Raw genomic sequence first — 25,441 nt, forward strand, 5'->3', positions numbered from 1 at the left:
TGCGCCTTAAATTCGGCAATTGAATTAAAATTGCAGGAATGTCGGTTTGCGTTCGGGCGACGCTGCAAATTATGGGCTGGTAAACCGGGGATGTTGGGTAGATTTTCTGCGCTGGTGACGGATCATTTACGCGCAATGCAGATCAGCAGGCCGTTATTGCCGCCCTCTCTTTTTCTCGCGGTGCAAAATGTCAAACGCAGCCGATAACATCTTCGGACATCGTCGAGCATTTTACAGCGGCTTGATCGGGCTCGCGGACATTGTCTTTGTCTTGTGGCAGAGACGACTGTGGGTTTTAGTCGTTACCGTGCTGTGTGCGGCACTGCCCTATGCGGGTTCGTTTTTGATCCCCAACTACTACTTCGTCTACACGCAAATTCTTCTGGATCCTGACGGGAATCGTGTTTTTACGTCCGATTTACGCAAGGTGGAGGAGCAACCGGCTGTCGATGGGTATGTGCTGAGCCAACAGGCGGTTATTGTTTCAGATCTCGTGCTGCGACGGGTGGTGGAGAGCGAGAGGCTTTATGATGATCCCGACTTTGGTGCCGCGGCACCTCACTATCCGGACCAACCGCGCAGGACGACGCTCGCCATCGAGAAACTGCGGGATGCGGTAAAACTGAAGCGCGTTGGCGACAGCTATATTATTGAAGTCAAAGTCACCGACACACAGCCTGAACGCGCCACCCGGATAACAAGCCAGATTGCCGACAGTTACTTTCAGGTGCAGCAGAAAAGCTCCGCAGACATGTTTCGCCGGACTGGCAACAGTTTGGCGACTCAGCTGGATAATCTGAGGGTAGCAGTTGAAAATGCCGATCGTGCAGTCAATGCGTATCGATCTGAGCACAACATCACTATTCTTAATGGCCAGTCAGATACGGCAGGTCAAATCACTGCGCTCAACAGCCAAATCTCACAATTGGCAGATCAGATATCCGAGCAGCAGACGATTGCAGCCGAGTTAAACAAGGCAAGGACTAATCTCGACTACCAACCTGCTGTGCCGGATGCGAACCTCACGCGAGCGATTGTTCAATTGCGCGCCCGTTACAACGAAAGCAGAGAAGAGCAAAATGTGCTCGCAACCTCTGTCGGTACGCGACACCCCAGTTTTTTGAAGGCGGCAGAGCGCAGCCGGGCCATTGCGGAAATCCTGAATGGAGAGTTGCGCAACAACGCGCAGGCCGCTGCGCAGAACGTGCTGAAGCTCAAGAACCAGAACACCATTATTTCCGCCCAACTGAATCGGCTGAAAAGCGATCTGAACGAGAACAACACAACGATGGTGACGATGCGGGAGCTTGAGCGAAAGCTTGCCTCCGAGCGTGCCGTCTATGAGGAGTTCCTGTTAAGAACGCGCCAGCTTTCCGAACAGGCGGGTTTGACGCAGGAGCAACCACAGGTCATCGGCCCAGCCTCGCATCCGCTGCGGAGAGCAGGTCCACCGCGTAACATGATGGCCTTTATTGGCGGGCTGACCGGTCTGATACTGGTTATGGCCGTGGTGATTTTAAGAGCCGATCTCCTTTCCGCAGCGGCGAGAAAGGGGATGGCAGCATGAGCAGCGTTGCCCACCCACCATCCAACGCCCTTCAGCAACCGACCGCCTTGAAGACCGGGTTCAATGGTGCTGTACCATGGGCAGCCTTTGTTCTCATCGTGTCACTGCCCTTCATGCAGCTGTTCACGGTCAATTTCATCTTTCCTCTCAAGATTTTTGAAATCGCAATCATATTATGGGGCTTAACGGCAGTCGCGACGCTGCGCATTCATGTCTTCGATGTCCCCGTCCTGATCTTCGGGATACTCCTGACATTCTATTGCGTGATTGCTCTTCTCGTCGATCTGAGAGTTTTGGACAATGTGGGTGATTTCTCCCATCTTGCGCGGTGGTCGCCTGAGGTCGATGGACTGACGAAATGTGCATACCTGCTGATTTGCGTACTCGGCCTCAATCTCGTGGCCTATGCGGCGTACTTCCAGCCCCGGCGTGCGATTGATCTGTGGGTCACAGGTGCGATGATCGCGGCCTGCGTCCATTTTGTGTTGTTCCTGATGTCTTTGGCCGGGATGGCGTTGCCAAACCTTCCCGGCATGCCGGACAATCCTCAAATGATCGACTTGGCAGGCATGCGCCTCTACCGAGCTGCGACGTTTCTGGAGGGCAATTACGGCGGGCCGTTTTTTGTTCTGTCGTTTCTGTTGGCCTGTCACAGACGCCACAAATGGCGTGCATATCTGCTGTTATCAGCAGCACTTTTGACGTTTTCGACCACGGCACTGCTGGGACTGACGGCGATTGGGCTGTACTGGATGCTCAAGGGCAAAGACGTGATGGCGAAGATCAAAGTTCTGTTCATCGTCATACCCTTGATGATTGTCGGTGCGCCGTTGATCGAAATCTTCGTTCTCGACAAGATATCCGATGACAGTGACACCTCGTCCTTGAGCGACCGAACCAATACGGCGCTTGAGGCCTTGGGCATGTTTCAGGACAATGTCTTCATCGGCGTTGGAATTTCTCAATATGGCTTCAACGTACCAGGGCGCATGCGCTGGGATTTTGCGCGCAACGACTATGCGGTCGATAAGGAGAAATCGATTCCCAACAATGTTTATGCCGAAACGCTGTCTGAGCTCGGTCTCGTAGGCGTGCTGTTTTTGGCAGCCTTCCTCTTTACGATTTTCCGCATTGTCAGACGTTGCTCCCATCCTCTCCTTCGAGCGGGAGCCTACGCCGTCTTTCTCTTCTGGGTATCGTCTCCGACAATTACCTTGATGTATTATTGGGCGTATCTGGGTCTGGTCTGCGGCATCGCGCGATACGAGTCTCGACCGCAGACACGTCTGCTTCAGCCCAGCAGACCTGTTCAGAGTGCCTGAAGGGGCTATTATCGAATATGCTGAAATAATGTATGTTGGTTCCTGTTCAGGGGAGAGGGGCCGCAAATGCCAGATATTGCCGAGCATGAATTGTCGATAAGCCGCATCATCGACGCGGCACCGGAGAAGGTTTTCAAGGTGTGGGCTGATCCGGAATTGCTGATCCAGTGGTGGGCACCTCTGCCGTATCAGACTTCGCAGGCCGTCATAGACCTGCGACCCGGCGGCGCTTTCAACACCACCATGCATGCGCCGACAGGTGAGGTTTACGAAAATCTCGGTGTGTTTCTCGATGTCGTCCCCAACCGTCGCCTGGTCTTTACCGATGCTTTCCGCGAGGGCTGGATTCCGGGCGGTCGTCCGTTCATGACTGGCTATGTGACCTTCGAAGATGCCGGAAGCGGAGCCACGAAATACGTGGCGCGCGCCTTGCACTGGACGGCTGAGGATAGGCGGACCCACGAGGAGATGGGTTTTGAAGAGGGCTGGAATGCCGCCGCTGACCAGATGGACGCGCTGTTGCAACGTCTTTGACGTAAGGCTGCCTCCCATCGATTTTATCGAAGGTTCATTTCCAGATTTTGGGTTTGCCTCAGCTCTGCTGTATCCCTATCTCTCAGCAAACATCATTGAGGGATTTGGCATGGAATTGGGTCTTTACACGTTCGCGGATGTCGATCCGAACGCAGCAAACGGCAAGGGGCCGGAAGGCGCGCGCCGGTTGAAAGATCTTCTGGAGGAGATCGAGCTTGCCGATCAGGTTGGGCTGGATGTCTTCGGCCTTGGTGAACATCACCGCCCGGATTACGCAATTTCCTCGCCGTCCACGGTGCTGGCCGCCGCTGCCGTGAAGACCAAAAATATCCGGTTGACGAGTGCGGTTTCGGTACTCAGCTCCGATGATCCCATTCGTGTGTTCCAGCAGTTTGCGACGGTCGATCTGCTGTCCAATGGCCGCGCTGAAATCATGGCCGGTCGCGGCTCCTTCATCGAGTCCTATCCGTTGTTTGGCTACAATCTTGAAGACTATGACGAGCTGTTCAGTGAAAAGCTGGACCTGCTGCTGGCTCTTCGCGAGAAGGAAATCGTTACGTGGTCCGGCACCAAGCATCCACCCATCAATGGGCGCGGTGTTTATCCACGCCCATTGCAGGAGCATCTGCCGGTTTGGATTGCCGTTGGTGGCACGCCGCAATCGGTGGCGCGGGCAGGGGCTATGGGGTTGCCCGTGGCACTGGCGATCATTGGTGGCGAATATAAACGCTACGCGCCGCTGTTTGATCTCTACCGCGAGGCCGCACGCCGGGCGGGTCAGGATGTTTCCAAACAGAAAACCAGCATCAACGTCCACGGCTTCATTGCCGACACCACCGACAAGGCCGCCGATCAGTTCTATGGTCCGCAGGCCGAAGTCATGAACCGCATCGGTCGGGAACGTGGCTGGGGACCGACCAACCGCGGACAGTATGATGTGGCGCGGGGTCCAGAGGGCAATCTGTTTCTGGGTGAGCCGGAGCTTGTGGCGGAAAAAATCATCAAGGCGCATGGCGTTTTCAAGAACGACCGTTTCCTGTTGCAAATGGCAATCGGGCTCATGCCACACGACCAGATCATGCGCGGTATCGAGCTTTACGGTACCAAAGTCGCCCCAATCGTCAGAAAAGAATTGACTGGCATTGCCGATAGCGCGAAAGCCACGGCCTGAAAAAAAGACGGAACGACCATGGTTATCTCCACCGAAGAAGAACTGTCAAAGCTCAAAGACATAGGCCGCATCTGCGCACTGGCAATGCAGACCATGGCTGACGCGATGGAGCCGGGCATGACCACGCTGGAGATGGATGCCATCGGTCGCAAGGTGCTGGAGGACAATGGCGCGCAATCTGCGCCGGAGTTCTGCTATCAATTTCCCGGTGCCACCTGCATCAGCGTCAATGAAGAGGTCGCCCACGGCATTCCTGGTCCCCGCATCATCAAGGCTGGCGACCTCGTCAATATCGATGTCTCTGCGGTCAAGGATGGATTTTTCGGCGATACGGGTTCGTCTTTCGCCGTTCCGCCCGTCAAGAAAGAAATCGAGCGTCTGTGCCGAGATGGCAAGCGGGCGATGTGGACCGGCCTGCAACAGATCAAAGCCGGTCGTCCATTGGCAGATATCGGCAATGCCATCGGCGCATTTGCCAAGAAGAACCGCTACACGCTGATCACCAACCTCGCCAGCCACGGCATTGGCCGCTCCTTGCATGAGGAGCCGACCGAGCTTGCGACATGGCCGGATAAGGATGAAACCCGCATCATGACCGAAGGCATGGTGTTCACGGTCGAACCCTTCCTCTCCATGGGTGCCTATTGGGCAGAAGACGGCGATGATGATCCTTGGACGCTCTACAGCGACCCCAGCGCGCCGACTGTGCAGTTCGAGCACACTGTCGTTTCCACCAAAAACGGCCCGCTCATCCTGACGCTTGTCGACTGACCCATAACCTTCGATCATCGCTTCGATCAAAATAAATCGGTTGTCGCTCGTATGCGACGCTGGAATAAGCACATCATGACATCCAATGACCATATGTCCGCAGGTCGGGCGCTCGCGCTTGGCCTTGGTGGCGCACTCGCCATGGCATCAGCCATGGGCTTCGGCCGCTTTTCCTTCACCCCGATCCTGCCGGGAATGATGGCGGATGTGCCGCTTTCGGCGGGGCAGGCCGGTGTAATTGCAGCGGGCAATTTTGCTGGTTACCTCGCAGGCGCTATTCTTGCCGCCTATTCTTGGGGCGCTGGTCGTGAGCGTCTCATCGCACTGTCGGGACTTTTGTCGACTGCCTTTCTTCTGTTTGCCATGGCGGCATTCAGCTCCGTGGAAGCGTTTACGGTCATCCGCTTTCTCTCAGGCGTCGCCAGCGCACTGACGATGATCTTCACATCGCAGATCGTCATCGGTCACGCCGCCAAAGCGGGCAAGGACCATGTGCAGGCGCTGCACTTTGGCGGGGTCGGCGCGGGTATCGCAATTTCCTCTTTGCTGGTTTTTCTCATTGGTGTCGTGTTTGATGCCGGTGTCGCCTCGTGGCGCGAGGAGTGGATTGCAGGCGGCGTGTTTACGCTGCTGTCTTTGGCATTCGTCTGGCGGATTTTGCCCGATGGTCCGCCACGCATGGCGCAGACAAAGGCCGAGCCTCCGATCCGCTGGCACATGCCATTGGCGTTGGTCACACTGGCCTACGGCCTGTTTGGTTTCGGCTACGTCATCACCGCGACATTCATCGTGACGATTGCGCGCATGGCCGCTGCCGGAGCAATGGTGGAGTTTCTGGCTTGGTTCGTCACCGGTTGCGCTGCCGCCGTCTCACTGTTCGTGTGGAAACCCGTGTTGCGTGCCGTCGGTCTGAAACGCGCCTTCGTGATCGCTCTTGCGGTCGAGGCCGTGGGCATATTGGCATCGGTTACGCTACCGCCTGTTTTCGGCGTTCTCGTGGGTGGCCTGTTTCTCGGTCTGACCTTCATGGTCATCACCGCTTACGGCTTGCAGTTGGGACGTGAATTTTCCGCAGAAAGCCCACGTCGCGCCTTCGCCTTCATGACAGCTGCCTTCGGCACGGGGCAGATTATCGGGCCACTGGTCGCAGGTTGGGTGGCACAGATGACTGGAAGCTTTACAGCCCCGACTATTCTCGCAGTCATCGTGCTCGCTTGCAGTATTTCCCTGATGGTGCCGGTGTTGAGACGGTCGCATTCATAAAATATGCGAGGGTTAACGCAGTGCGCTGTCTTACATCTTGGTAAGTTAGCGTTTGTCTCATTGCTGCGCACAAATTTCTAGCCTAGTTTCCCACCAAACTGCTTCGCCAATAATGGCTGACCTCCCAACTCGCGAGAGTTCGAAACGTGTTTCATTCCTTCTTCCCAAAACCAAAACTGTTTTTCACGTCTGCGTTTATCTGGTCATTGCTGATGATCGGTCTCTGGTATGCTGGTGCAAGAAACTGGGGCAACTCTATGGGGTTGCCAGCCTTGCCTGAAGGCCAGCAGCCTGCCATCGGCGTTTCTGTATTCTGGTCTCCGCCGTTCTTGTGGTTTTATATATATTACGCAGCTGCTGTCGGTTTGTTTGCAGCCTTCTGGTTCGTTTACAGCCCACACAGGTGGCAGAACTGGTCTGTTCTGGGTTCCGCGCTCATCGTTTTTGCGACGTATTTTTCGGTTCAGGTCAGCGTGGCAATGAACGCCTGGTATGGTCCTTATTACGACCTTATCCAGCAGGCTCTGGCAAAGACTGCGCCTGTTACGGCTGAGCAACTTTATATGGGACTTGTCGGCGTCACCGGCATTCTGTTCTTTGCGATCACCGTCGGCGTTTTAAATCTGTTTTTTGTCAGCCACTACATCTTCCGCTGGCGCACGGCGATGAACGAATTCTACATGGCAAACTGGGATCGGTTGCGCCACATCGAGGGTGCATCCCAGCGTGTTCAAGAAGACACGATGCGGTTTTCCAGCACTGTCGAGGGTCTGGGCGTCGGTCTGGTGCGGGCCATCATGACCCTGATCGCGTTTCTACCAGTCTTGTTCACATTTTCGGAGATCGTCACAGAGCTGCCGATCGTTGGCGAGATTCCTCATGCGCTGGTGTGGGCTGCCATCCTCTGGTCGCTGTTTGGTACAGGCTTTCTGGCGCTGGTGGGCATCAAGCTGCCGGGTCTCGAATTTCGCAATCAGCGTGTCGAAGCGGCCTATCGAAAAGAACTGGTTTACGGTGAGGATCATGACGACCGTGCCCAGCCGCCAACCGTTGCGGAACTTTTCGCAAACGTTCGCAAGAACTATTTCCGTCTCTATTTCCACTATATGTACTTCAACGTCGCCCGCATTTTCTACCTTCAGGCAGATAATCTCTACAGCCTCATCGTGCTTATCCCGTCGATTGCCGCGGGCAAGATTACGCTTGGTGTGTTCACGCAGATTGGTAACGTTTTCGATCAGGTGCGCGGTTCGTTCCAGTATCTCATCAATTCATGGACGACCATTGTTGAGCTGCTGTCGATCTACAAACGTCTGAAAGCCTTCGAAGCCGCTATCGATGACAAGCCGCTGCCCGAGATCGATCAGCGTTATCTGCAGCGTGAGGCAGAAGACGGCGAGTTGGCAGCCAACAAGCCGACCTGAAACAGAAAAGGGTGGCCATGTGCCACCCTTTTTTCATCCAGAGCCGGGTAGTCATCACCCCTCGGATTTCTGCACCCGTCGCGCCTCGATCATCGGCATCGCCTCGGCATAGCTCACGCAGGCGACATCTTCCTTTTTGCAGACTTCACGCAACAACCGCTCAAACGCATTCCAATAGGCTCCGCCATTCATCTTGACGAAGTGAAAGCCGAGTTGGAGGGGCACGCGTTCGCCGTCATATTGTTTGTCGAAGGCGGCGCGGAAGGCTTGGTAGGCGCGCTCCTCGAATTCGGCTGATCTCTCTCTGTTTTCGATGGCCATGGAATGGCGCACGAACAGGTTGTAGTCCATGGCAATGATGGGCCGGTTGTTTGGACCTTCCGGGATCAGCGGCAGGCCGAAATGTTCGATGCCGTCTTTCTGGATCGGCCATGCCGGACCTTTGGTGATGCTGGTCGCATCATAGACGAAACCGTGTTTCTTCTGGGCGGCAGTCAGCGCATCGCTTTGCGAGAGATAGGGCGCGCGGAAGCCGTTGATGCCCTTGACGAGGTCACGCCAGCCATGCGGCTCTTCGTCCTTCTTGCCGATCATCTGCCAAGCGTTTTCCATGGTGCTGGTAAAATTGGTGAATTCGGTATCCCATTGCTCTTCGTTCCAGTTGCCACCATCGAAATGGCCGCAGGTGTGATTGGCAATCTCGTGGCCTTCCTGTTTTGCGGCCCATATGTTGCGAAGGCGCGTTTCTACCTCATCGATGGACTGGCCGAAGCCGACATTGGAGCGACCGGCTTTCTTGCCGGGACCCTGATAGCTCTTGGCGCTCGTCTTGCGGTCCATCACCAGCGTGCAAGCGAGGAAATAGGTGAAATGAGCATTCACTTCCTTCGCCATCGCGCGGCTTCGTTCCCACAACGAATTGTCGCCCGCGCCGTCGAAGGAAACCATGACCAATTGTTTCGGCTTTTCAGCACTCTGCGCAAACACCGGCGCAGCCGTTAAAAGTGATAGGCAAAGGATAAAGAGAGAGCGCAACATTATGACCACATATTCAAAAAGATGCTGCTTATTGACCCCGCAATAAGGCGAAGCTTTGATTTCTCTAGAGGTTTCCCAACGCTGGTCACAATTCCTGAACAGCTTATTTCCCCGAGCCCACCAAAGCACGGAACATTCGCATATTAGCGCTGGCACTTTGGCGTGTTTGTTTTAAGCATATCCTCATACCGCTTCACGCTTGCGCACGACACACTCAAAGGGTCATCCATGCTTCTGCTTATTCTCTCTCTTCTGTTTTTTCTGGGCACGCATTCGCTTCGGATCGTTGCGCCAGACTTTCGCAACCGCATGATCGCGCGCATGGGCGAGGGGCCATGGAAAGGCGTCTATTCCCTGGTTTCCGTTATTGCGATTGCATTCGTTGCTTATGCGTTCGATCAGGCACGGCAAGTAACGGGCATTCTGTATTCACCGCCGATCTGGACGAGCCATATTGCGCTGACGCTGATGTTGATCGCGATGATCTGTCTCGTGGCCAGCCTTGTACCGGCTGGCCATATTGCGACCAAGACCAAACATCCGCTGATATTGGCTGTTAAAATCTGGGCGTTGGCGCATCTTCTCGCCAATGGCGAGACATCTTCCGTGCTGCTGTTCGTCTCCGTGCTTGCGTGGGGCGTGGTCATGCGGATTTCGTTGAAGCGCCGCCAAAGAGCAGGCGAGGTCGTAACCCGTCCCTTTGTTTCAGCACGCTACGACATCGTCGCCGTGGTGCTGGGCATCGTGCTGTGGGCCGCTTTCATCTGGAAGCTGCACGAATGGTTGATCGGCGTTCAGCCACTCGCAATGTAAGAAATTGAGTTTTCCCCTTACATATAAGGGAAAATAGGCTAGAAGGCCGACCAATGACCGTGGTTGGCCTTTTTGCTGGCCTCGGCAAACGGCTTTGGCATGTCCGCAGTCCGGGTGAACGGTTCCGGTGTGGGTAATGGAGAATTCGATGGCGAACGAGAATGATACCTTCATCCGCGAAGTAAACGAGCAGATCCGCTCGGAGCAGATGAGCAATTTCTGGGGACGGTACGGAATTGTCGTCATCGTTGCCGCGGTGCTGGTCATTTTCGGTGCTGCCGGTGCAGGCATCTATGAATACTGGAACAGTAACCGCGCATCCGCATCCGGCGATCAGTTCGCAGGCGCGTTGAAGCTCGCGGCTGAGGGCAAGAACGACGAAGCGCTGAAAGCGCTGGCCGATCTGGAGACAGCCGGTCACGGCTCCTATCCGGTGCTGGCAAAGTTCCGCTCCGCCACGCTTTTGGCCCAGAAGGGCGATGCCGCCGCCGCAATCGCCGCTTTCACTGCCATCGGCGATGACACATCCGCGCCGCAGGTGTTCCGCGACACGGCCAAGGTGCGCGCCGCATGGCTGCTGGTGGATACCGGCACATATGAACAGGTTTCCGCCCAGGCAGAAGTGCTGTCGAGCGAGGGTCAGGCCATGCGCAACTCGGCGCGCGAGGCACTTGGTCTTTCCGCTTACAAGGCTGGCGATTTCGTCAAGGCCAAGCAGTGGTTCCAGCAAATCATCGGTGATGCGCAGGCACCGCGCAACGTGACGAGCCGCGCCCAGATCATGCTCGATAATATTGCCGCATCCGGCAAGGCAGCGTAAGTTCGCGCCGTAGTTTCAAGTTAGGGTTTCCCCATGAGTTTCACCGTCGCCATCGTAGGGCGTCCCAACGTCGGCAAGTCCACGCTGTTCAACCGTCTGGTTGGCAAGAAACTGGCGCTCGTCGACGACACGCCGGGCGTGACCCGCGACCGCCGCCCCGGCGATGCGAAGTTGATCGATTTGCGTTTTACCATCATCGATACTGCCGGTCTGGAGCAATCCGGGCCGGAAACGCTTCAGGGTCGTATGTGGGCGCAGACGGAAGAGGCCATCGATGAGGCCGATCTCACACTGTTCGTGGTGGATGCCAAATTCGGCCTGACGCCTGCCGACAAGACGCTGGCAGAAATGCTGCGCCGTGGCGGCAAGCCGGTTGTGCTGGTCGCCAACAAGTCTGAAGCGCGTGGTTCCGACGGTGGCTTTTACGATGCCTACACGCTGGGCCTCGGTGAGCCATGCCCGATTTCTGCAGAGCATGGCCAAGGCATGATCGACCTGCGCGACGCAATCGTTGCCGCCATCGGCGAAGACGTCGCGTTCCCTAAAGAGGACGACTTTGACGAAGCGGAAACGGATGTCGTTATACGTCGTGGCGAAAATGACGAGGACGATGAAGAGGAAGAAGAACCGGTTTACGACGAGACCAAGCCGCTTCGTGTGGCGATCATCGGTCGTCCCAATGCCGGTAAATCCACGCTCATCAACCGTTATCTGGGTGAAGACCGTCTTCTGACCGGCCCGGAAGCGGGCATCACCCGCGATAGTATCTCGGTCGAATGGGACTGGCGCGGCCGTACCATCAAGATGTTCGACACCGCTGGCATGCGCCGCAAGGCTCGCGTGATTGAGAAGCTGGAAAAGCTGTCCGTTGCGGATTCGCTGCGCTCAATCCGCTTTGCCGAAACCGTCGTGATCGTGTTCGATTCCACCATTCCCTTCGAGAAGCAGGACTTGCAGCTCGTTGATCTGGTCATCCGTGAAGGCCGTGCAGCAGTGCTGGCCTTCAACAAATGGGACCTCGTGGAAGACCCGCAGGCATTTCTGGCGGACCTGCGCGAAAAGACCGAACGTCTTCTACCACAGGCGCGTGGTATTCGCGCCGTGCCGATGTCCGGCCAGTCTGGCTACGGTCTCGACCGGTTGATGCAGAGCATTGTTGACACCGACAAGATATGGAACCGCCGCATTTCCACCGCCAAGCTCAACAAATGGCTGGACGCGCAGGTTACCCAGCACCCACCACCGGCAGTTTCCGGTCGTCGCCTGCGGTTGAAATACATGACTCAGGTCAAGGCCCGCCCACCGGCCTTCATGGTTTCCTGCACGCGCCCGGAAGCCATTCCGGAATCCTATACGCGCTATCTGGTCAACAATCTGCGCAAGGACTTCGACATGCCAGGCGTGCCGATCCGTGTGCATTATCGTGGTTCGGACAATCCGTTTGAGAGCAAGGCGAAGAAGAGGCGGTGATTTCAATCGTTTCTGTGTGAGCGCGCACCATACTCAACGTCATCCTCGGGCTTGACCCGAGGATCTAACCACGTTGACTGTTGGGGTTCGTTAGATGCTCGGGACAAGCCCGAGCATGACGGCGGGAGGCTATTGACCATCCGTCGGATCGCTCGGATTTTTCTATTGATGTCGCATTAACTGTTAATTCCCAGGTAAAACACCATGCTGATCAAGCAGACCGACTATCACCGTATCTACCGGGTCATTAACAGCCTGCTGATCAACGAAAATGCTGATCCCACCACCGCCAGCATGTATTTCAGCACCTTCGGTGCCTTCATTCTGGAGCATCATTACAAGGTCAAGGCAAAGCCCAAGGGTGGGTTGGCTGCCTATAATCTCGATGGCAAACTGATCCTGTTTGCGGATCATCGCGACGATGGCCATGTGACCGGTGCTGGCGAGAATTTTCATTGTTGGGTGGAGGCGGATGGGTGGGCCATCGATTTCATGGCCCCTACATTCGCGCAGGCGGCGCGTGATCTTTCCGTGCCATCCAAGATGTTTCAAAAGTCGCTGTCATCCATGGTACCGTCCATCAATGATCTGGCGAAATCTGGCGATTTTTTCTACAAGTCCGAGCCGGAGGCTTCGGCGCGGCGCTTTGCCGATTGGCGCAAACAGGCAATGATTGGCGACTTGGCAACCATTGCGGCAGGCTGGTTCCGCAAATCTCCCAAGCAGATGCAGACTTCGATTTCTGTCAGCGACAATAAGGGGCAGTCGAGCATTATCCCGCTGTCGGGTAATTCGCTGGTCGGCAGCTGGTAATTTGGGGATGAATAAGGACGGCCAGCGTGATCCCGCGGCAGCCGCCTGACGTCAATCAGCAGCCCGACCCCGCTCTAAAGATAGCGGCGGTCGCGTCCCGACGCGTCTTGTGACAGTGTTGCCCGCTTTCGTCCACATGCCTATCTGGAAAAAGCGTCGAATTTCATGATATTTCCACCGCGGCTGCCCTTCCGGGAGCCGAACTCGGTCAGGCCACTGCTGGCAGCGGATGTGACGTTGTCCAGAAACTGCCGCGAAGCCTTTTCCCAGGAATAGGTTTTGGACAGCGCTAGTGCCGCCTCCTGGGAGCATTCAAGCGCATCCATACAGGCAGTCCGCAAGTCCGCGTTCAACGCGCCCGCCTTGGGGTGGGCACCGAGAATATCGATCGGTCCGGTCACGGGAAATGCTGCCACCGGTACGCCGCTTGCCAGCGCTTCCAGTATCGTATTGCCGAAGGTATCGGTCTTGGATGGGAAGACGAAAACGTCGGCCTGTGCATAGGCGTAGGCCAGCTCTTCACCGGTCTTGATGCCCGTGAAGTGTACGTCGGGATATTTCTCCTCAAGCTCGGCACGGGCCGGGCCATCGCCGATCACGACCTTTGAGCCGGGCAGGTTGAGGTCGAGAAACTCCGGCAGGTTCTTTTCTACGGATACGCGACCCACTGTCATGAAGATGGGGCGAGGCAAATCGAAGGGGTGGGTTAGCTTTTCACGCGGGTGAAACAAAGCGGCATCGATACCACGGCTCCAGCGTTTGAGGTTTTTGACACCGCGCGCATCCAGCTCGGTCTCAAGGCTCGGCGTTGCCACCATGCAGGCGCTGCCGCCATTGTGAAACCAACGCACGAAGGCATAGAGCCAGTTTTCGGGAATGGGAAAGCGTGCCGCGACATATTCGGGAAACCGCGTGTGGTAGCTGGTCGAAAAGCGCATGCCGTGTTTGATGCACCAGCGCCGTGCCATGAAGCCGAGCGGACCTTCGGTGGCGATATGCACGTAGGATGGCTGGCTTTTTTCGATCTCTTTCGACACGCGGCGATACCCGGCAACGGAGAGGCGAATTTCCGGGTAGGTCGGGCAGGGGATGGAGTGAAAGCTTTGCGGCGTAACCATGCAGACTTCGACGCCCATGCGTTCCAGTTCGGCATTGGTGTTTTCTATGGAGCGCACCACGCCGTTGACCTGCGGATGCCAAGCATCGGTGACAATGGTTATTTTGGTCATGATATGCCGACCTCCGCTCGCGCATTTGCGAATCCCGGTATGTGCCGGTTCTTCGCGTGTATGCGACAGGCGTGTTACAGCATCATGTCAGCCGTCTTTTCAGTGTTGAGGAAGCAGGGCTGGATCGATCAGCGCGCCGTAGTGGCCGATCACGGTTGCCGCAGCTTTGGCCGCGAAAATGGCGGCTTCTTGCGGTGCGCTGCCGGTGATCAGTTTCGACAGGAATGCACCGTTGAAACTGTCGCCTGCGCTGGTGGTATCCACCACCGACGCTGCTTTGACCGCAGGCGCGTGGCTTCTGTAGCCCCCGAAATCCAGCGTCGCACCTTTTTCGCCATCCTTGACGACGACGTTGGCGACACCAAGCCCGCGATAACGCTGGATCGTCGCCTCTATATCGGCGTCACCAAAACTACCCGCTTCATCGTCGAAGCTTGGCATAACCGTTGTCGCGGCGCGTGCACCATCGCTGATGATGCTCAGCATGGTTTGCTTGTCTGCCCACAGGCGCGGGCGGATGTTGGGGTCAAACACCACATGTTTGCCAGCGGCCTTGGCGCGGCGCAGTTCGGCTAGAAATGTATCGACAGCGGTCGGGCTGGCGAGGATCGCAAGGGTTATGCCGGAGAAGTAGATGAGATCAGCAGCTTCGATCGTGCCGCGTAGATGGTCCGGGTCGGATGCAAGCTGGCGGGCGGCGGATGTGCTGCGCCAATAGCTGAAGGTGCGCTCGCCATCTTTCAGGTTGATGAGATAGAGCCCCGGCGTGCCGCCTTTGATACGAGAGATGTTGCCGGTCTCGATGCCTGCACCTTGAATGAAAACCCGCATCTCCTCGGATAGCGGGTCATCGCCCAGTGCGGTAAAGTAATCGACGGTCCAATGGGCAGGCAGGCAGGCGCGGGCATACCAGGCGGTGTTGAGCGTATCGCCAGCGAAGCCCTTGCGCAGCAGGCCATCACCCGCCTGCGAAAGCTCCACCATGCATTCGCCGATTGAAAGAAACCGTCCACCCATTGCATTGCCTCCCATATAAGCGCTTCGGCTTACGACGCTTTGGCGGGTGCTGACAAGTGCAAGTCATCATATGAGTGACGTTGCAAACAAATGGAACGTGATTGCCGTTTACGAATTGAAGTGGGCTTTATATGCTCTGCACAAATTCACTGGAGATTGCCTATGTCGGACCCCAATGCCTCCACCGCGAACGCCGCAGAACATGCAGACGACTGGTGGAGGGGGGCGGTAATCTATCAGGTCTATCCACGATCTTTTCAGGATACGACCGGTGATGGTTACGGCGATCTTCCCGGCATCACCAAACATCTACCCTACATCTCCTCGCTCGGCGTAGACGGCATCTGGCTCTCGCCGTTCTTCACGTCACCCATGGCGGATATGGGCTATGACGTATCTGACTATTGCAATGTCGATCCGCTGTTCGGGACATTGGATGATTTCGACACGTTGATTGCGGAGGCGCATCGGCTGGGGCTGAAGATCATCATCGATCAGGTCATCTCCCACACCTCTGACCAGCATCCGTGGTTCAAGGACAGTCGCGCAAGCCGCACGAACCCGAAAGCCGACTGGTATGTCTGGGCAGACCCGAAGCCGGATGGTACGGCACCCACCAATTGGCTGTCCGTGTTCGGCGGCCCGGCCTGGGAATGGGACGGCGTGCGCAAGCAATATTACATGCACAATTTTCTCGCTTCGCAACCGGACCTGAATTTCCACAATGTCGAGGTTCAGGATGCGTTGCTGGAAACCGTCCGGTTCTGGCTGGAGCGGGGCGTTGATGGCTTCCGGCTGGATACGGTGAACTATTATTTCCATGACAAGCTGTTGCGGGACAACCCGCCGCACGCGCCCGATAGCGATGATGCCGGTCTGGATGCGCCTGATGTCAATCCATACGGCATGCAGAGCCACATCCACGACAAGACCCAGGTCGAAAACATCGCGTTCCTCAAACGCTTCCGAGAGTTGCTCGATCAATATGAGGGCCGCATGACCGTGGGCGAAGTGGGTGATGGTGCCCGCTCGCTGAAAACCGTCGCGTCCTATACGGCCGATGGCGACAAGCTCAACATGTGCTACACATTCGACCTTCTGGGCGGTGAGTTTTCCGCAAGCCATATTCGTGGCGCGGTTAGCGGATTTCAGAAAGCCGTCACGGATGGCTGGGTCTGCTGGGCTTTCTCCAACCATGATGTCATCCGCCATCTCAGCCGCTTTGCCGAAAACAGCGAAGAGCAGACGCGCGTGGCCAAGCTGGCTTTCAGCGTGCTGGCGACGTTGCGGGGCTCCATTTGCCTCTATCAGGGCGAGGAGCTGGCTCTGACGGAGGCGGAGCTTGCTTTCGAGGACCTGCGCGATCCCTATGGCATTCGCTTCTGGCCTGCCTTCAAGGGGCGCGACGGATGCCGTACGCCAATGGTCTGGGAGACGGGAAATCCCAGCGCCGGTTTTACGACAGCAGAAAAACCATGGCTGCCGGTGCCTTACGCCCACGCCATGCTGGCGGCGGACGGGCAGGAGCGCAAGCCGGACTCGGTGCTGAACCACTACAAAGCCGTTCTGGCATTCCGCAAAAACCATGCGGCGCTGCGCGATGGCGACATGGTGTTTCTGGATACGCAGCAGGACCTTCTGGCGTTCACGCGCAACAGGGGTAGCGAACGCCTGTTGTTTGTTTTCAACCTGACGCGCGAGCCGGCGGAGTTTCTGATCCCTGCCGATCTGAAAATTCAGGAAGTGCTGACCATGCCGGGCTTTCAGCCGCTGATCGATGGCGGCACCGTGAAGCTGGATGGGCTGGATGTATTCTGCGGTCGGATTGGATAGCTTTCGAGGGCGCGCTGTCTTTACAGTGCGCTCACAAAATCCCTTTTGTCATCTCGGGATCGAGGCTGAGGACGAAGCGCCACATGAGCCCTTTGTCGAACTGATCTTCACGGCACATCATCCAGCTCAGAGCCTGCGGTGATGACCAGCCCTTTTTGTAGGGGCGTGCGGAGGTGAGCGCATCGAAGACATCACAGATGGTGCTCATGCGCACCTCGGGACTGATGGCATCAGCCATCAGCCGGTCGGGATAACCCTTGCCATCCAGCCGCTCATGATGCGAACGGCAAATGTCGAGAACGAGTTTGGGCATGTTGAGATTTGAAGATAACAGCTCGTAACCAAGGCCGGGATGCTGTTCCACGACGTTGCGTTCCGCCGCGTTCAGTGGTCCCTGCTTTTGAAGAATCTGCTTTGGAATGGAAAGCTTGCCGATATCATGCAGCATTCCCGCCATGCACAGATGCTGAACGGTTTCGTCATCCATCTGCATGGATCGACCGAAGTGGAGGAGAAGTGCTGCGACGGAAAGCGAGTGCACGAAGGTGGCGTTATCGCGAGATCGCAAACGCGACATGCCGATATAGAGCGATGGGTTTTCTTCCATCGTGCGCGCAACGTCATTGACCAACGGCGTGAAAGACTCGACCGTGACGACGCGACCGTCGAAAATGTCGCCGATCAGAGATCTGGCTTCAGCGGCATGGCCCTGAATTTTCGCAGCGGTTTCGAACTTATCCTGCCGGGTCGCACTCGCGATGTTTTTTGCGGCAGGATGCAGAGGCGACCCCGATGCATGTCGTCCCAGAGCGGTGTTGATGAAAACACCACTGATATTGCTGTTGACGATGAGATCGATCTCGTGACCGGAGCGGATAGTAAAACGCCTGCCCAGTGTCGAACTGTCCTGCCACACACCTTCGATGGCCTCAACGAACATGCCGACTTTAAGTTGCGATTTATCGATCTTAGTTACAGCCACAGATTGCCTCGATAGCTATGCTCCATCCTCGGAACTCGTTATCTATCGTAACTGTCTTAATTTAATATGAGTTTATTGTTTATACTGCTTCACTTACGCATTTCGACTTGAGGTAATGAGTTCAAACCGGTCGACATCTACCATTCCCATGTCTGAAATCTTCAAGTGTGGAATGACCGGTAGTGGCAGGAAGGCGACCTGCAGGAAGGGTTCTTCCAGCGTCGTGCCGAGTGCGTAGGCGGCCTTGCGCAGCTCGTGCAGCGTATCGCGCACGATTTCATAGGGTTCGAGGCTCATCAGACCAGCCACGGGCAGGGCAATTTCGCCTGTGACCTTGCCGTCTTCCACGACCACGAAGCCACCTTTGATATCGCCAAGGCGATTGGCAGCCTGTGCCATATCATCCTCGCTGACGCCGACGACGCAGATGTTGTGGCTGTCATGCCCCACAGTCGAGGCGATCGCACCCTTCTTCAGGCCGAAGCCCTGTACGAAGCCGTTGGCGTGGTTGCCATTTTTGCCATGGCGCTCGATGACCGCAACCTTGATGATGTCGTTGTCCAGATCTAGGCTCGTCTGATTGCCATCTGATGGAAGTTTGTAGCGGCGGTGTTCAGTGATGATCTTGCCGGGCATCACGCCGATGACAGGCGTTTCACCTTCGGTTACGGGAACACCGAAATGTGAGGCCAGAACCGGACGCGCCTTGACGCTATCGAGACCCACCGGTGCGATGGGTTTGCGGGTGGCGAAAAGCTCCTTCGTGACCCTGCGTCCTGCGGAGAACACCATGCTGGCCTTGCAGTTCTGCAACGTATCGATGACAACAAGATCGGCGCGCCAGCCGGGAGCAACCAGTCCGCGGTCGCGCAATCCAAAGGCTTTGGCTGCGGAAATCGATGCTGCGCGGTAGATGGCCAGTGGTTCGACGCCGGCTCCGATGGCAGTGCGGATCATGTAGTCCAGATGACCCTGCTCGGCGATATCAAGCGGATTGCGATCATCCGTGCACAGAGCGAGGTAGGGCGACAGACGTTCGGTGATGATTGGCATCAGGGAATGCAGGTCCTTGGAAACGGAGCCTTCGCGCACCAGAATGTGCATGCCCTTGCGGATTTTCTCCAGCGCTTCCTCGGCGGTCGTGCATTCATGCTCGGTGCGGATGCCAGCGGACAGGTAGCCATTGAGGGCCGTGCCCGACAGAAGCGGCGCATGACCATCGATGTGCTCGCCCTGAAAGGCTTCGAGCTTGGCCATGCAGATCGGGTCTTTCTGGATGACGCCCGGGAAATTCATGAACTCGGCAAGGCCGATGACTTTTGGGTGGCCGCGAAACGGCAGCAGCTTTTCAATCGGCAGATCGGCCCCGGATGTTTCGAGATGCGTTGCGGGAACGCAGGAGGACAGCTGAACACGGATGTCCATGATGGTTTCCAGCGAGGAATCCAGAAAGAACTGGATACCTTCAGCGCCCAGCACATTGGCAATTTCGTGCGGATCGCAGATCGCCGTCGTGACGCCATAGGGCAGGACGCAACGGTCGAATTCATGCGGTGTGACAAGGGAGGATTCGATATGCAGATGCGTGTCGATGAAGCCAGGAACCACGATCTTGCCAGTGATATCGATGACCTCGACACCCTCATAGCTCTCGCAGGTGCCGATGATGGTATCGCCGCAGATCGCGATATCGGAGGCGATGAGCTCTCCCGTGACCAGATCGAAGAAGCGTCCGCCTCTCAGCACGATGTCGGCCTTCTCGCGGCCCGTTCCCTGGTCGATCTTGCGTTCGAGTATCGAAGCCACGCTGCACCTCATTTTCGATTCTGCTGTTGAAACAGAGTAAGCCAGACGAGCGGATCGCTTGTCCAGCACGTAAAACAAAACCGGGCGCGAAGGTCGCGCCCGGTCATATCAATCATATCAGCAATGATTACTCGGCAGAAACGATCTTTCCGCCTTCCCACTTGTAGAGCGAGAAAGCCTGCGAGGTCAGATCGCCGGTTTCGCCGTAGGTCAGCTTGCCGATGGCCGTTGCCACGGGTTCGCCTGCCTTGAGGACCTTTGCAACGGCTTCCGAGTCTTCGGCGCTACCGGCTTTTTCGATACCGGCTTTCAGCACCTCAACGGCGGCATAGGCGTTCAACGTGAAGGCTTCTGCTGGAATGTTGGCGGCAGTCAGGGCGTCCGCTGCTGCCTTGGAGTCCGCGCTCTTGGTTGCGTCTGCCGCGTTGGTGAAGATGGTGCCAGCTGCTGCATTGCCGCCGATGCTCCAGAATTCGGAGTTGGACAGGCCGTCGCCGCCGATGACGGTTGCCTTGGCACCGACATCGTTCAACTGGCGAACCAGAAGACCCGCTTCAGGGTGGTAGCCGCCGAAATAGATGACGTCGACATTTTCAGACTTGAGGCGGGTCGTCAGCGCGCTGAGATCCTTGTCGCCTGCGGTCAGTGCGTCATAAAACACTTCGGTTACGCCGCCAGCGTTCAGCGTCTTCTTGAACGAGTCAGCCAGGCCTTTGCCGTAAGCACCCTTGTCGTGAATGATGGCGATGCGGCGATCTTTCAGCTGTGCAAGCACCAGCTTGCCAGCCACTTCCGCCTGCTGGTCATCACGACCGCAAGTGCGCAGCACGTTCCACAATTCGCGGTTCGTCAGGTCTGGTGCGGTTGCCGTCGGCGTTACCATCAGGACGCCGTTTTCAGCGAAAACGTCGGATGCGGGAATGGCAACGCCTGACGTCACAGGTCCGACGACGAAACGAATGCCTTCTGCAACCAGCTGGTTGGCGGCCGATACGCCCTGCTTGGGCTCGCCACCATCATCGGCCAGCTTCAGAACAACCTGTTCACCCAGAATACCGCCATTCTTGTTGATGACGTCGACAGCCGCCTGTGCACCGTTCTTCACCTGCGCGCCGTAGGCCGCAACCGGACCGGTCAGCGGCGCGATAAGGCCGATGACGATCTCTGCATGGGCCAGCGGTGCAAAGGCGACAGAGGCGGCGAGCGTGAGGCCCGTTAAAATCTTGATGTTCATTTCAGTCTCTCCTTGGGTTGGGTCGTATCCCCGAATGTATCGTCGCGGCCGGGCGCGCTTGAAGCAGCGCAAATCCGCCGGTCTGCCCGACGACAAGGTGTCGTTTCATGTTTGATTTCCGACGTCCTGCTCCGGTTCATACTCGCCAGAATCAATTGCGCAAGCCATCTTTGATCCAAAGCCGGCTCACCAGCGTAAATCATCTGTGATGGCCGCGCGCAGCCTGTTCTCACGTCGCCTAAATCCTTTGCGGCATCTGGCTTTTCGCGGCGTGCAGGAGGATAGTACCGTCATGACATCGCCAGACGAAGAGTTCCTGAGCAACCTGCCGGTTTTCCTGCATTTCGAGGATGTGGCTGACCCGATGCTGTACCGCGCCTTGCCGGAGGGCTGGGCGCTTGCGTTGGCCGATATCATCGATTCCACCGGTGCCATCGAGGCCGGGCGCTACAAGGCCGTCAACATGGCAGGTGCTGGCGTCATATCCGGCATTCTCAACGCACTCGACCGGCACGATTTGCCCTTCGTCTTCGGTGGCGATGGTGCAGCGGTCGCCGTTCCTCCCACTCAGATCGAGGCCGCGCGGGAGGCTTTATCGAAGGTCCAGAGCTGGGTGGCGGATGATATCGGACTGACGCTCAGGGCGGCCATCGTCCCGCTCTCTGTCATTCGCGACCACGGTTTCGATGTGCGCGTCGCGCGGTTCCAGGCCAGTGACGATGTGTCCTATGCCATGTTTACCGGTGGCGGCAACAATTGGGCCGATGAGCAGATGAAGCAGGGGCGTTACCTTGTGGACGCTGCTGCCCACGGCTCTCGCCCTGACCTTACGGGCCTTTCCTGCCGCTGGAACCCTATCGAGGCGACCCATGGTAAGGTGATCTCGATCATTGCGGTGCCAGGCCCCAAAGATGATGCAGCCGCTTTTCGAGATATTGTTTCGGAGATCGTGGCGCTTGCCAATGAGGATGGTCGCGGCGGCCATCCCGTTCCAGTCGATGGTCCTCCGCTCGGTTTCATTCGAGAAGGATTGGTTCTGGAAGCGCGGGCTCTATCCGCCTATCGGGACAGGATATCGCAAATACGCAAGGGCGCGTGGGTGCTGTTCCAGACGGTCCTCATCTCGGTGCTTTACTGGCTTCGCAAGCCCGCCGGTCGGTTCGATCCGGTTCAGTACAAGCGATCGGTTGCCAGCAACACCGATTTCCGCAAGTTCGATGACGGGCTGAAGATGACGGTGGATGTCGATCCTGATCGTTTGAAGAAAATCAAGGCCAGACTGGAAGGAGCCGCACGAGAGGGCGTGTGCTATTACGGCTTGCACGAACAGGATACGGCATTGATGACCTGCATCGTGCCATCTCCTCTGTCAAAAGATCACATGCATTTCGTCGACGGCGGGGAGGGTGGTTATGCTCGAGCAGCGACCAGCCTCAAAGCACAGATGCAACCAACGGCTTGACAACGAAAAGCGCCATGTGTCGGGAAAACAAATGGCGCTCTGTAGCTCTACATCCAAGCGCGCGCAGCTTTAATGAAGCTGATCCAGGCCTGATGTTGGCGCTATCATTCAAGCAGCGGTTTTAGCGGCACCTGCCGGCGCACAGTAAATACCTTCAAGCGTGGCCAGAATTTTTTTGACCGATTCCGATGTGCTGGAATAGTAAATGGTCTGGGCATCACGGCGTGTCTTGACCAGACGCTGCGCGCGAAGTTTGGACAGGTGCTGGGAAAGGGCGGACTGGCTGAGGCCAACCTGTGTGGCGAGCACGCCGACCGGCACTTCACCTTCAACCAGGCTGCAAAGGATCATGAGCCGTTTTGGATTTGCCATTGCGGAGAGAAGACCAGCTGCGGCGGTGGACTGTTCTGAAAGCGATTCTGTATTCATATTCTTACTTCTCCTGAGTGAAGCCCGACCCGGACTGTCTCAATGGCAAATCGAAATCTTATATGAGCCAAGTGTACCAATTTGATAAGATCGTTGTATATACCTAAATCTAGGGTACAGACTACTCTTTATTAGCAATAAATAACATTCTTATGTTTCTGTCTGTGTTTTAAGGAAAATAGTCGAAAATTCTTTATTAACGGGAGCTAACGAAATTTCGCTAGAATTTTTTGTCGATAATTTTCCGATATGGGTATTTCATACTCAAGTCGTGAGACGGAAAATGCGGCCACGTGATTTTAGGCCCTTCGCGCCGTTCCCCTAAATTTCGCACTATGTTGGGCGAATTGGGAAGGCAGTCTTACAGATTTTTGCCCATCAAAATCATATGTGACAATCTGCCGTTGTGGCGGATTGGTGGACAGATCCGACCTTATCAAGGTTTACGGCTGCGATTCCACTCGCAGCCGCTCCTGCTATTTTCGCCTGTGGCGTGTCAAACCGCGAACCACGTCGTCTGCGGAAACCGTGCCGACAACGGAGCCATTGTCGACAATGCCGATGGCCCCGGGCTGCTTTGCAAGTGCATCCAGAATGTCGACCAATGGCGAGCTGGGTCGCGCGGTGCCTGAGACAGACAGCCCGGCGTTTTCGGCCGTCACGCCCGGGCGCATCACGTCTGCTGCCGTCAGCATGGTGATGGGGTTCATGTTCTGCACAAAATCCGCCACATATTGATTGGACGGATTTTTCACGATCTCCTGCGGCGTTCCGCACTGGATGATGTGTCCGCCATCCATCATCGCAATCCGGTTGCCGATCCGGAATGCTTCATCGAGATCGTGGCTGACGAACAGGATCGTCTTTTTCAGGCGGCTCTGGAATTCCAGAAGCTCATCCTGAAGGCGGCTGCGGATGAGGGGATCGAGCGCGGAGAACGGCTCATCCATCAGCAAGATAGGTGCGCCGGTGGCGAAGGCTCTGGCCAGACCGACACGCTGCTGCATGCCGCCCGAGAGTTCACCGACTTTGCGGGTAGCCCAATCCGAGAGATTGACGAGTTCCAGCTGTTCAGCCACGCGCTTCTTGCGCTCGGCATCGGGCATTCCTGAAAGTTCGAGACCGAACCCGACATTGTCAGCCACATTGCGCCATGGCAGCAATCCGAATTGTTGGAACACCATAGAGACGGTGTGGGTACGAAGATCCCGCAGTGTCTTTGCCGAGGTTTTGTACGGATCGATATAACCCGACGTCGTTTTGACGCTGACATTTCCACGCACGACCGGCGCAAGGCGGTTGACCGCACGCAAAAGCGTCGATTTCCCCGAACCGGAAAGCCCCATCAAAACGAGGATTTCCCCTTCTTTCACCGTCAGCGAGGCACTTGCTACGCCCAGCACAAGGCCGGTTTCCGTATTGATTTCTGCTCTGGTTCTGCCGGCATCTATCAGTGGGAGTGCAGGGGTGGGATTGCTGCCGAAGACGATATCGACGTTTTCAAATATGATTGCGTCACTCATCCCTCATCCTCCGAGCCAGGTAAGCGGAAAAGACGGTCGAGGATGATCGCCACGATGACGATGCAAAGCCCGGCCTCGAAGCCCATGGCGATATTGACGGTGTTCAATGCCCGTACCACCGGCACGCCAAGGCCATTCGCACCGACCAGTGCCGAAATGACCACCATCGATAGAGACAGCATGATCGTCTGTGTCAGCCCGGCCATGATCTGTGGTGTGGCGAAAGGCAATTCGACTTTTCGCAGCACCTGAGATGGTGTTGCACCGAATGCAACGGCCGCTTCAACGAGGGCAGGCGGGGTGGAAATGATGCCAAGGCGCGTCAGGCGGATCGGTGCCGGCAGGGCAAAGATGACCGTTGCAATCAACCCCGGCACCATGCCCAAGCCGAACAGCACGAGTGCCGGAATGAGGTAGACGAATGTCGGGATCGTCTGCATCAAATCCAGCGCTGGCCGCATGAAGGCGTAAACCCATTTGCGCCGTGCCGCGAGAATGCCGAGCGGAACACCGACGGCCATGCAGACCGCGCTGGCGGCGAGAACGAGTGCCAGAGTTTCCGTCGTCGCCTTCCAGTAACCGAGGTTGATGATGAGCAGCAGGCCGAGTGCCGTAAACAACGGCATGCCGATGGACCGGCGCAGCCACGCCGAAAGCCCTGTCAGCAGGGCGACGATGATGAGCGGATGCGGTGCTTGTAAAACATAGAGAACAGCGTCGATGACGCTTTCGAAAATAAAGGATAGCCAATCAAAGAAAAAAGAAAGATTTCCGGTCAACCAGTCGACAGCCTCCTTGGCATAACGACCGATCGGTAAACGATTTTGAGAAGCGCTGAGCCATTCCACGGTAAGAGCAAACCTTTCGTGAACGGAGTCGTGATCGTCTTCCGACCGCTGATCGGGTCGGAAGACGGGTTC

At 56.5% G+C, this 25,441-nt stretch carries 22 protein-coding genes; 13 read left to right on the forward strand and 9 right to left on the reverse strand.

Going from position 1 to position 25,441, the window contains the following annotated elements; genetic code table 11:
• Positions 1 to 187: 187 nt before the first annotated feature.
• The 7 genes from CPJ18_RS05130 (at position 188) to bacA (ending at position 8,052) form a co-directional block, all read left to right on the forward strand.
• The gene (locus CPJ18_RS05130) at positions 188 to 1,567 is read left to right on the forward strand and encodes a GumC family protein (protein WP_103657251.1); all 1,380 of its coding nucleotides are present in this window, start codon (positions 188 to 190) and stop codon (positions 1,565 to 1,567) included.
• A complete protein-coding gene (locus CPJ18_RS05135; protein WP_103657252.1) occupies positions 1,564 to 2,889 on the forward strand; it encodes an O-antigen ligase family protein in 1,326 nt (441 codons plus the stop codon). Before CPJ18_RS05130 ends, CPJ18_RS05135 begins: the two co-directional genes overlap by 4 nt.
• A gap of 66 nt (positions 2,890 to 2,955) precedes the next feature.
• Entirely contained in the window at positions 2,956 to 3,423 is a 468-nt protein-coding gene (locus CPJ18_RS05140; protein ID WP_077117773.1) for an SRPBCC family protein, read from the forward strand.
• A gap of 109 nt (positions 3,424 to 3,532) precedes the next feature.
• A complete protein-coding gene (locus CPJ18_RS05145) occupies positions 3,533 to 4,594 on the forward strand; it encodes an LLM class flavin-dependent oxidoreductase (RefSeq protein ID WP_103657385.1) in 1,062 nt (353 codons plus the stop codon).
• Positions 4,595 to 4,612: 18 nt separating this feature from the next.
• Complete coding sequence (gene map / locus CPJ18_RS05150; protein ID WP_103657253.1) at positions 4,613 to 5,365, forward strand: type I methionyl aminopeptidase; 753 nt, start codon at positions 4,613 to 4,615, stop codon at positions 5,363 to 5,365.
• A gap of 75 nt (positions 5,366 to 5,440) precedes the next feature.
• Positions 5,441 to 6,628 (forward strand): MFS transporter, encoded by a 1,188-nt coding sequence (locus CPJ18_RS05155; RefSeq protein ID WP_103657386.1) that lies wholly within the window; start codon positions 5,441 to 5,443, stop codon positions 6,626 to 6,628.
• Between the two features lie 146 nt (positions 6,629 to 6,774).
• Positions 6,775 to 8,052, forward strand: a complete 1,278-nt coding sequence (bacA, locus tag CPJ18_RS05160) for a bacteroid development protein BacA (RefSeq protein ID WP_103657254.1) — start codon at positions 6,775 to 6,777, stop codon at positions 8,050 to 8,052.
• Positions 8,053 to 8,106: 54 nt separating this feature from the next.
• Here the strand turns inward: bacA and CPJ18_RS05165 are convergent, their stop codons facing one another.
• A complete protein-coding gene (locus CPJ18_RS05165) occupies positions 8,107 to 9,090 on the reverse strand; it encodes a polysaccharide deacetylase family protein (RefSeq protein WP_103657255.1) in 984 nt (327 codons plus the stop codon).
• A gap of 228 nt (positions 9,091 to 9,318) precedes the next feature.
• Here CPJ18_RS05165 and CPJ18_RS05170 point away from each other — a divergent pair, with 228 nt between their 5' ends.
• The 4 genes from CPJ18_RS05170 to CPJ18_RS05185 all read left to right on the forward strand — a co-directional run bounded on the left by CPJ18_RS05170 (position 9,319) and on the right by CPJ18_RS05185 (position 13,006).
• Positions 9,319 to 9,903 carry an NnrU family protein gene (locus tag CPJ18_RS05170; protein ID WP_103657256.1) on the forward strand — a complete coding sequence of 195 codons (585 nt, stop codon included), beginning with the start codon at positions 9,319 to 9,321 and terminating at the stop codon, positions 9,901 to 9,903.
• Between the two features lie 148 nt (positions 9,904 to 10,051).
• Entirely contained in the window at positions 10,052 to 10,723 is a 672-nt protein-coding gene (locus CPJ18_RS05175; protein ID WP_077117764.1) for a tetratricopeptide repeat protein, read from the forward strand.
• A 33-nt stretch (positions 10,724 to 10,756) separates the two neighbouring features.
• Complete coding sequence (gene der / locus CPJ18_RS05180) at positions 10,757 to 12,193, forward strand: ribosome biogenesis GTPase Der (protein ID WP_103657257.1); 1,437 nt, start codon at positions 10,757 to 10,759, stop codon at positions 12,191 to 12,193.
• Positions 12,194 to 12,397: 204 nt separating this feature from the next.
• Positions 12,398 to 13,006 (forward strand): DUF2026 family protein, encoded by a 609-nt coding sequence (locus CPJ18_RS05185; RefSeq protein WP_103657258.1) that lies wholly within the window; start codon positions 12,398 to 12,400, stop codon positions 13,004 to 13,006.
• A gap of 140 nt (positions 13,007 to 13,146) precedes the next feature.
• On the opposite strand, the gene CPJ18_RS05190 is transcribed toward CPJ18_RS05185, so the two are convergent.
• Both CPJ18_RS05190 and CPJ18_RS05195 read right to left on the reverse strand, forming a co-directional pair.
• Positions 13,147 to 14,235 (reverse strand): bifunctional monoglucosyl/glucuronosyl diacylglycerol synthase, encoded by a 1,089-nt coding sequence (locus CPJ18_RS05190; protein WP_103657259.1) that lies wholly within the window; start codon positions 14,233 to 14,235, stop codon positions 13,147 to 13,149.
• 99 nt (positions 14,236 to 14,334) lie between these two features.
• Positions 14,335 to 15,252: a sugar kinase gene (locus CPJ18_RS05195; RefSeq protein ID WP_167397837.1), complete on the reverse strand. Its 918-nt coding sequence runs from the start codon at positions 15,250 to 15,252 to the stop codon at positions 14,335 to 14,337.
• Positions 15,253 to 15,414: 162 nt separating this feature from the next.
• Here CPJ18_RS05195 and bglA point away from each other — a divergent pair, with 162 nt between their 5' ends.
• A complete protein-coding gene (gene bglA / locus CPJ18_RS05200; protein WP_103657260.1) occupies positions 15,415 to 17,085 on the forward strand; it encodes a beta-galactosidase BglA in 1,671 nt (556 codons plus the stop codon).
• Positions 17,086 to 17,116: 31 nt separating this feature from the next.
• Here the strand turns inward: bglA and CPJ18_RS05205 are convergent, their stop codons facing one another.
• From CPJ18_RS05205 to CPJ18_RS05215, 3 genes are all read right to left on the reverse strand, one after another.
• Positions 17,117 to 18,067 carry an HD-GYP domain-containing protein gene (locus tag CPJ18_RS05205; protein ID WP_146258650.1) on the reverse strand — a complete coding sequence of 317 codons (951 nt, stop codon included), beginning with the start codon at positions 18,065 to 18,067 and terminating at the stop codon, positions 17,117 to 17,119.
• A gap of 93 nt (positions 18,068 to 18,160) precedes the next feature.
• Positions 18,161 to 19,873: an adenine deaminase gene (gene ade, locus CPJ18_RS05210; protein WP_167397838.1), complete on the reverse strand. Its 1,713-nt coding sequence runs from the start codon at positions 19,871 to 19,873 to the stop codon at positions 18,161 to 18,163.
• A 127-nt stretch (positions 19,874 to 20,000) separates the two neighbouring features.
• Complete coding sequence (locus CPJ18_RS05215; protein ID WP_103584473.1) at positions 20,001 to 21,107, reverse strand: branched-chain amino acid ABC transporter substrate-binding protein; 1,107 nt, start codon at positions 21,105 to 21,107, stop codon at positions 20,001 to 20,003.
• Positions 21,108 to 21,399: 292 nt separating this feature from the next.
• On the opposite strand from CPJ18_RS05215, the gene CPJ18_RS05220 reads away from it, so the two are divergent.
• Positions 21,400 to 22,569 (forward strand): DUF3095 domain-containing protein, encoded by a 1,170-nt coding sequence (locus CPJ18_RS05220; RefSeq protein ID WP_103584472.1) that lies wholly within the window; start codon positions 21,400 to 21,402, stop codon positions 22,567 to 22,569.
• Between the two features lie 108 nt (positions 22,570 to 22,677).
• On the opposite strand, the gene CPJ18_RS05225 is transcribed toward CPJ18_RS05220, so the two are convergent.
• From CPJ18_RS05225 to choW, 3 genes are all read right to left on the reverse strand, one after another.
• Positions 22,678 to 22,998, reverse strand: a complete 321-nt coding sequence (locus CPJ18_RS05225; RefSeq protein ID WP_077106486.1) for an ArsR/SmtB family transcription factor — start codon at positions 22,996 to 22,998, stop codon at positions 22,678 to 22,680.
• Between the two features lie 476 nt (positions 22,999 to 23,474).
• Entirely contained in the window at positions 23,475 to 24,521 is a 1,047-nt protein-coding gene (choV, locus tag CPJ18_RS05230; protein WP_103657263.1) for a choline ABC transporter ATP-binding protein, read from the reverse strand.
• Positions 24,518 to 25,369, reverse strand: a complete 852-nt coding sequence (gene choW / locus CPJ18_RS05235; protein WP_077106484.1) for a choline ABC transporter permease subunit — start codon at positions 25,367 to 25,369, stop codon at positions 24,518 to 24,520. The genes choV and choW overlap by 4 nt, the downstream gene beginning before the upstream one ends.
• Positions 25,370 to 25,441: the final 72 nt, after the last annotated feature.

It is taken from the genome of Agrobacterium rosae (assembly GCF_002915175.1).
GTDB lineage: Bacteria > Pseudomonadota > Alphaproteobacteria > Rhizobiales > Rhizobiaceae > Agrobacterium > Agrobacterium rosae.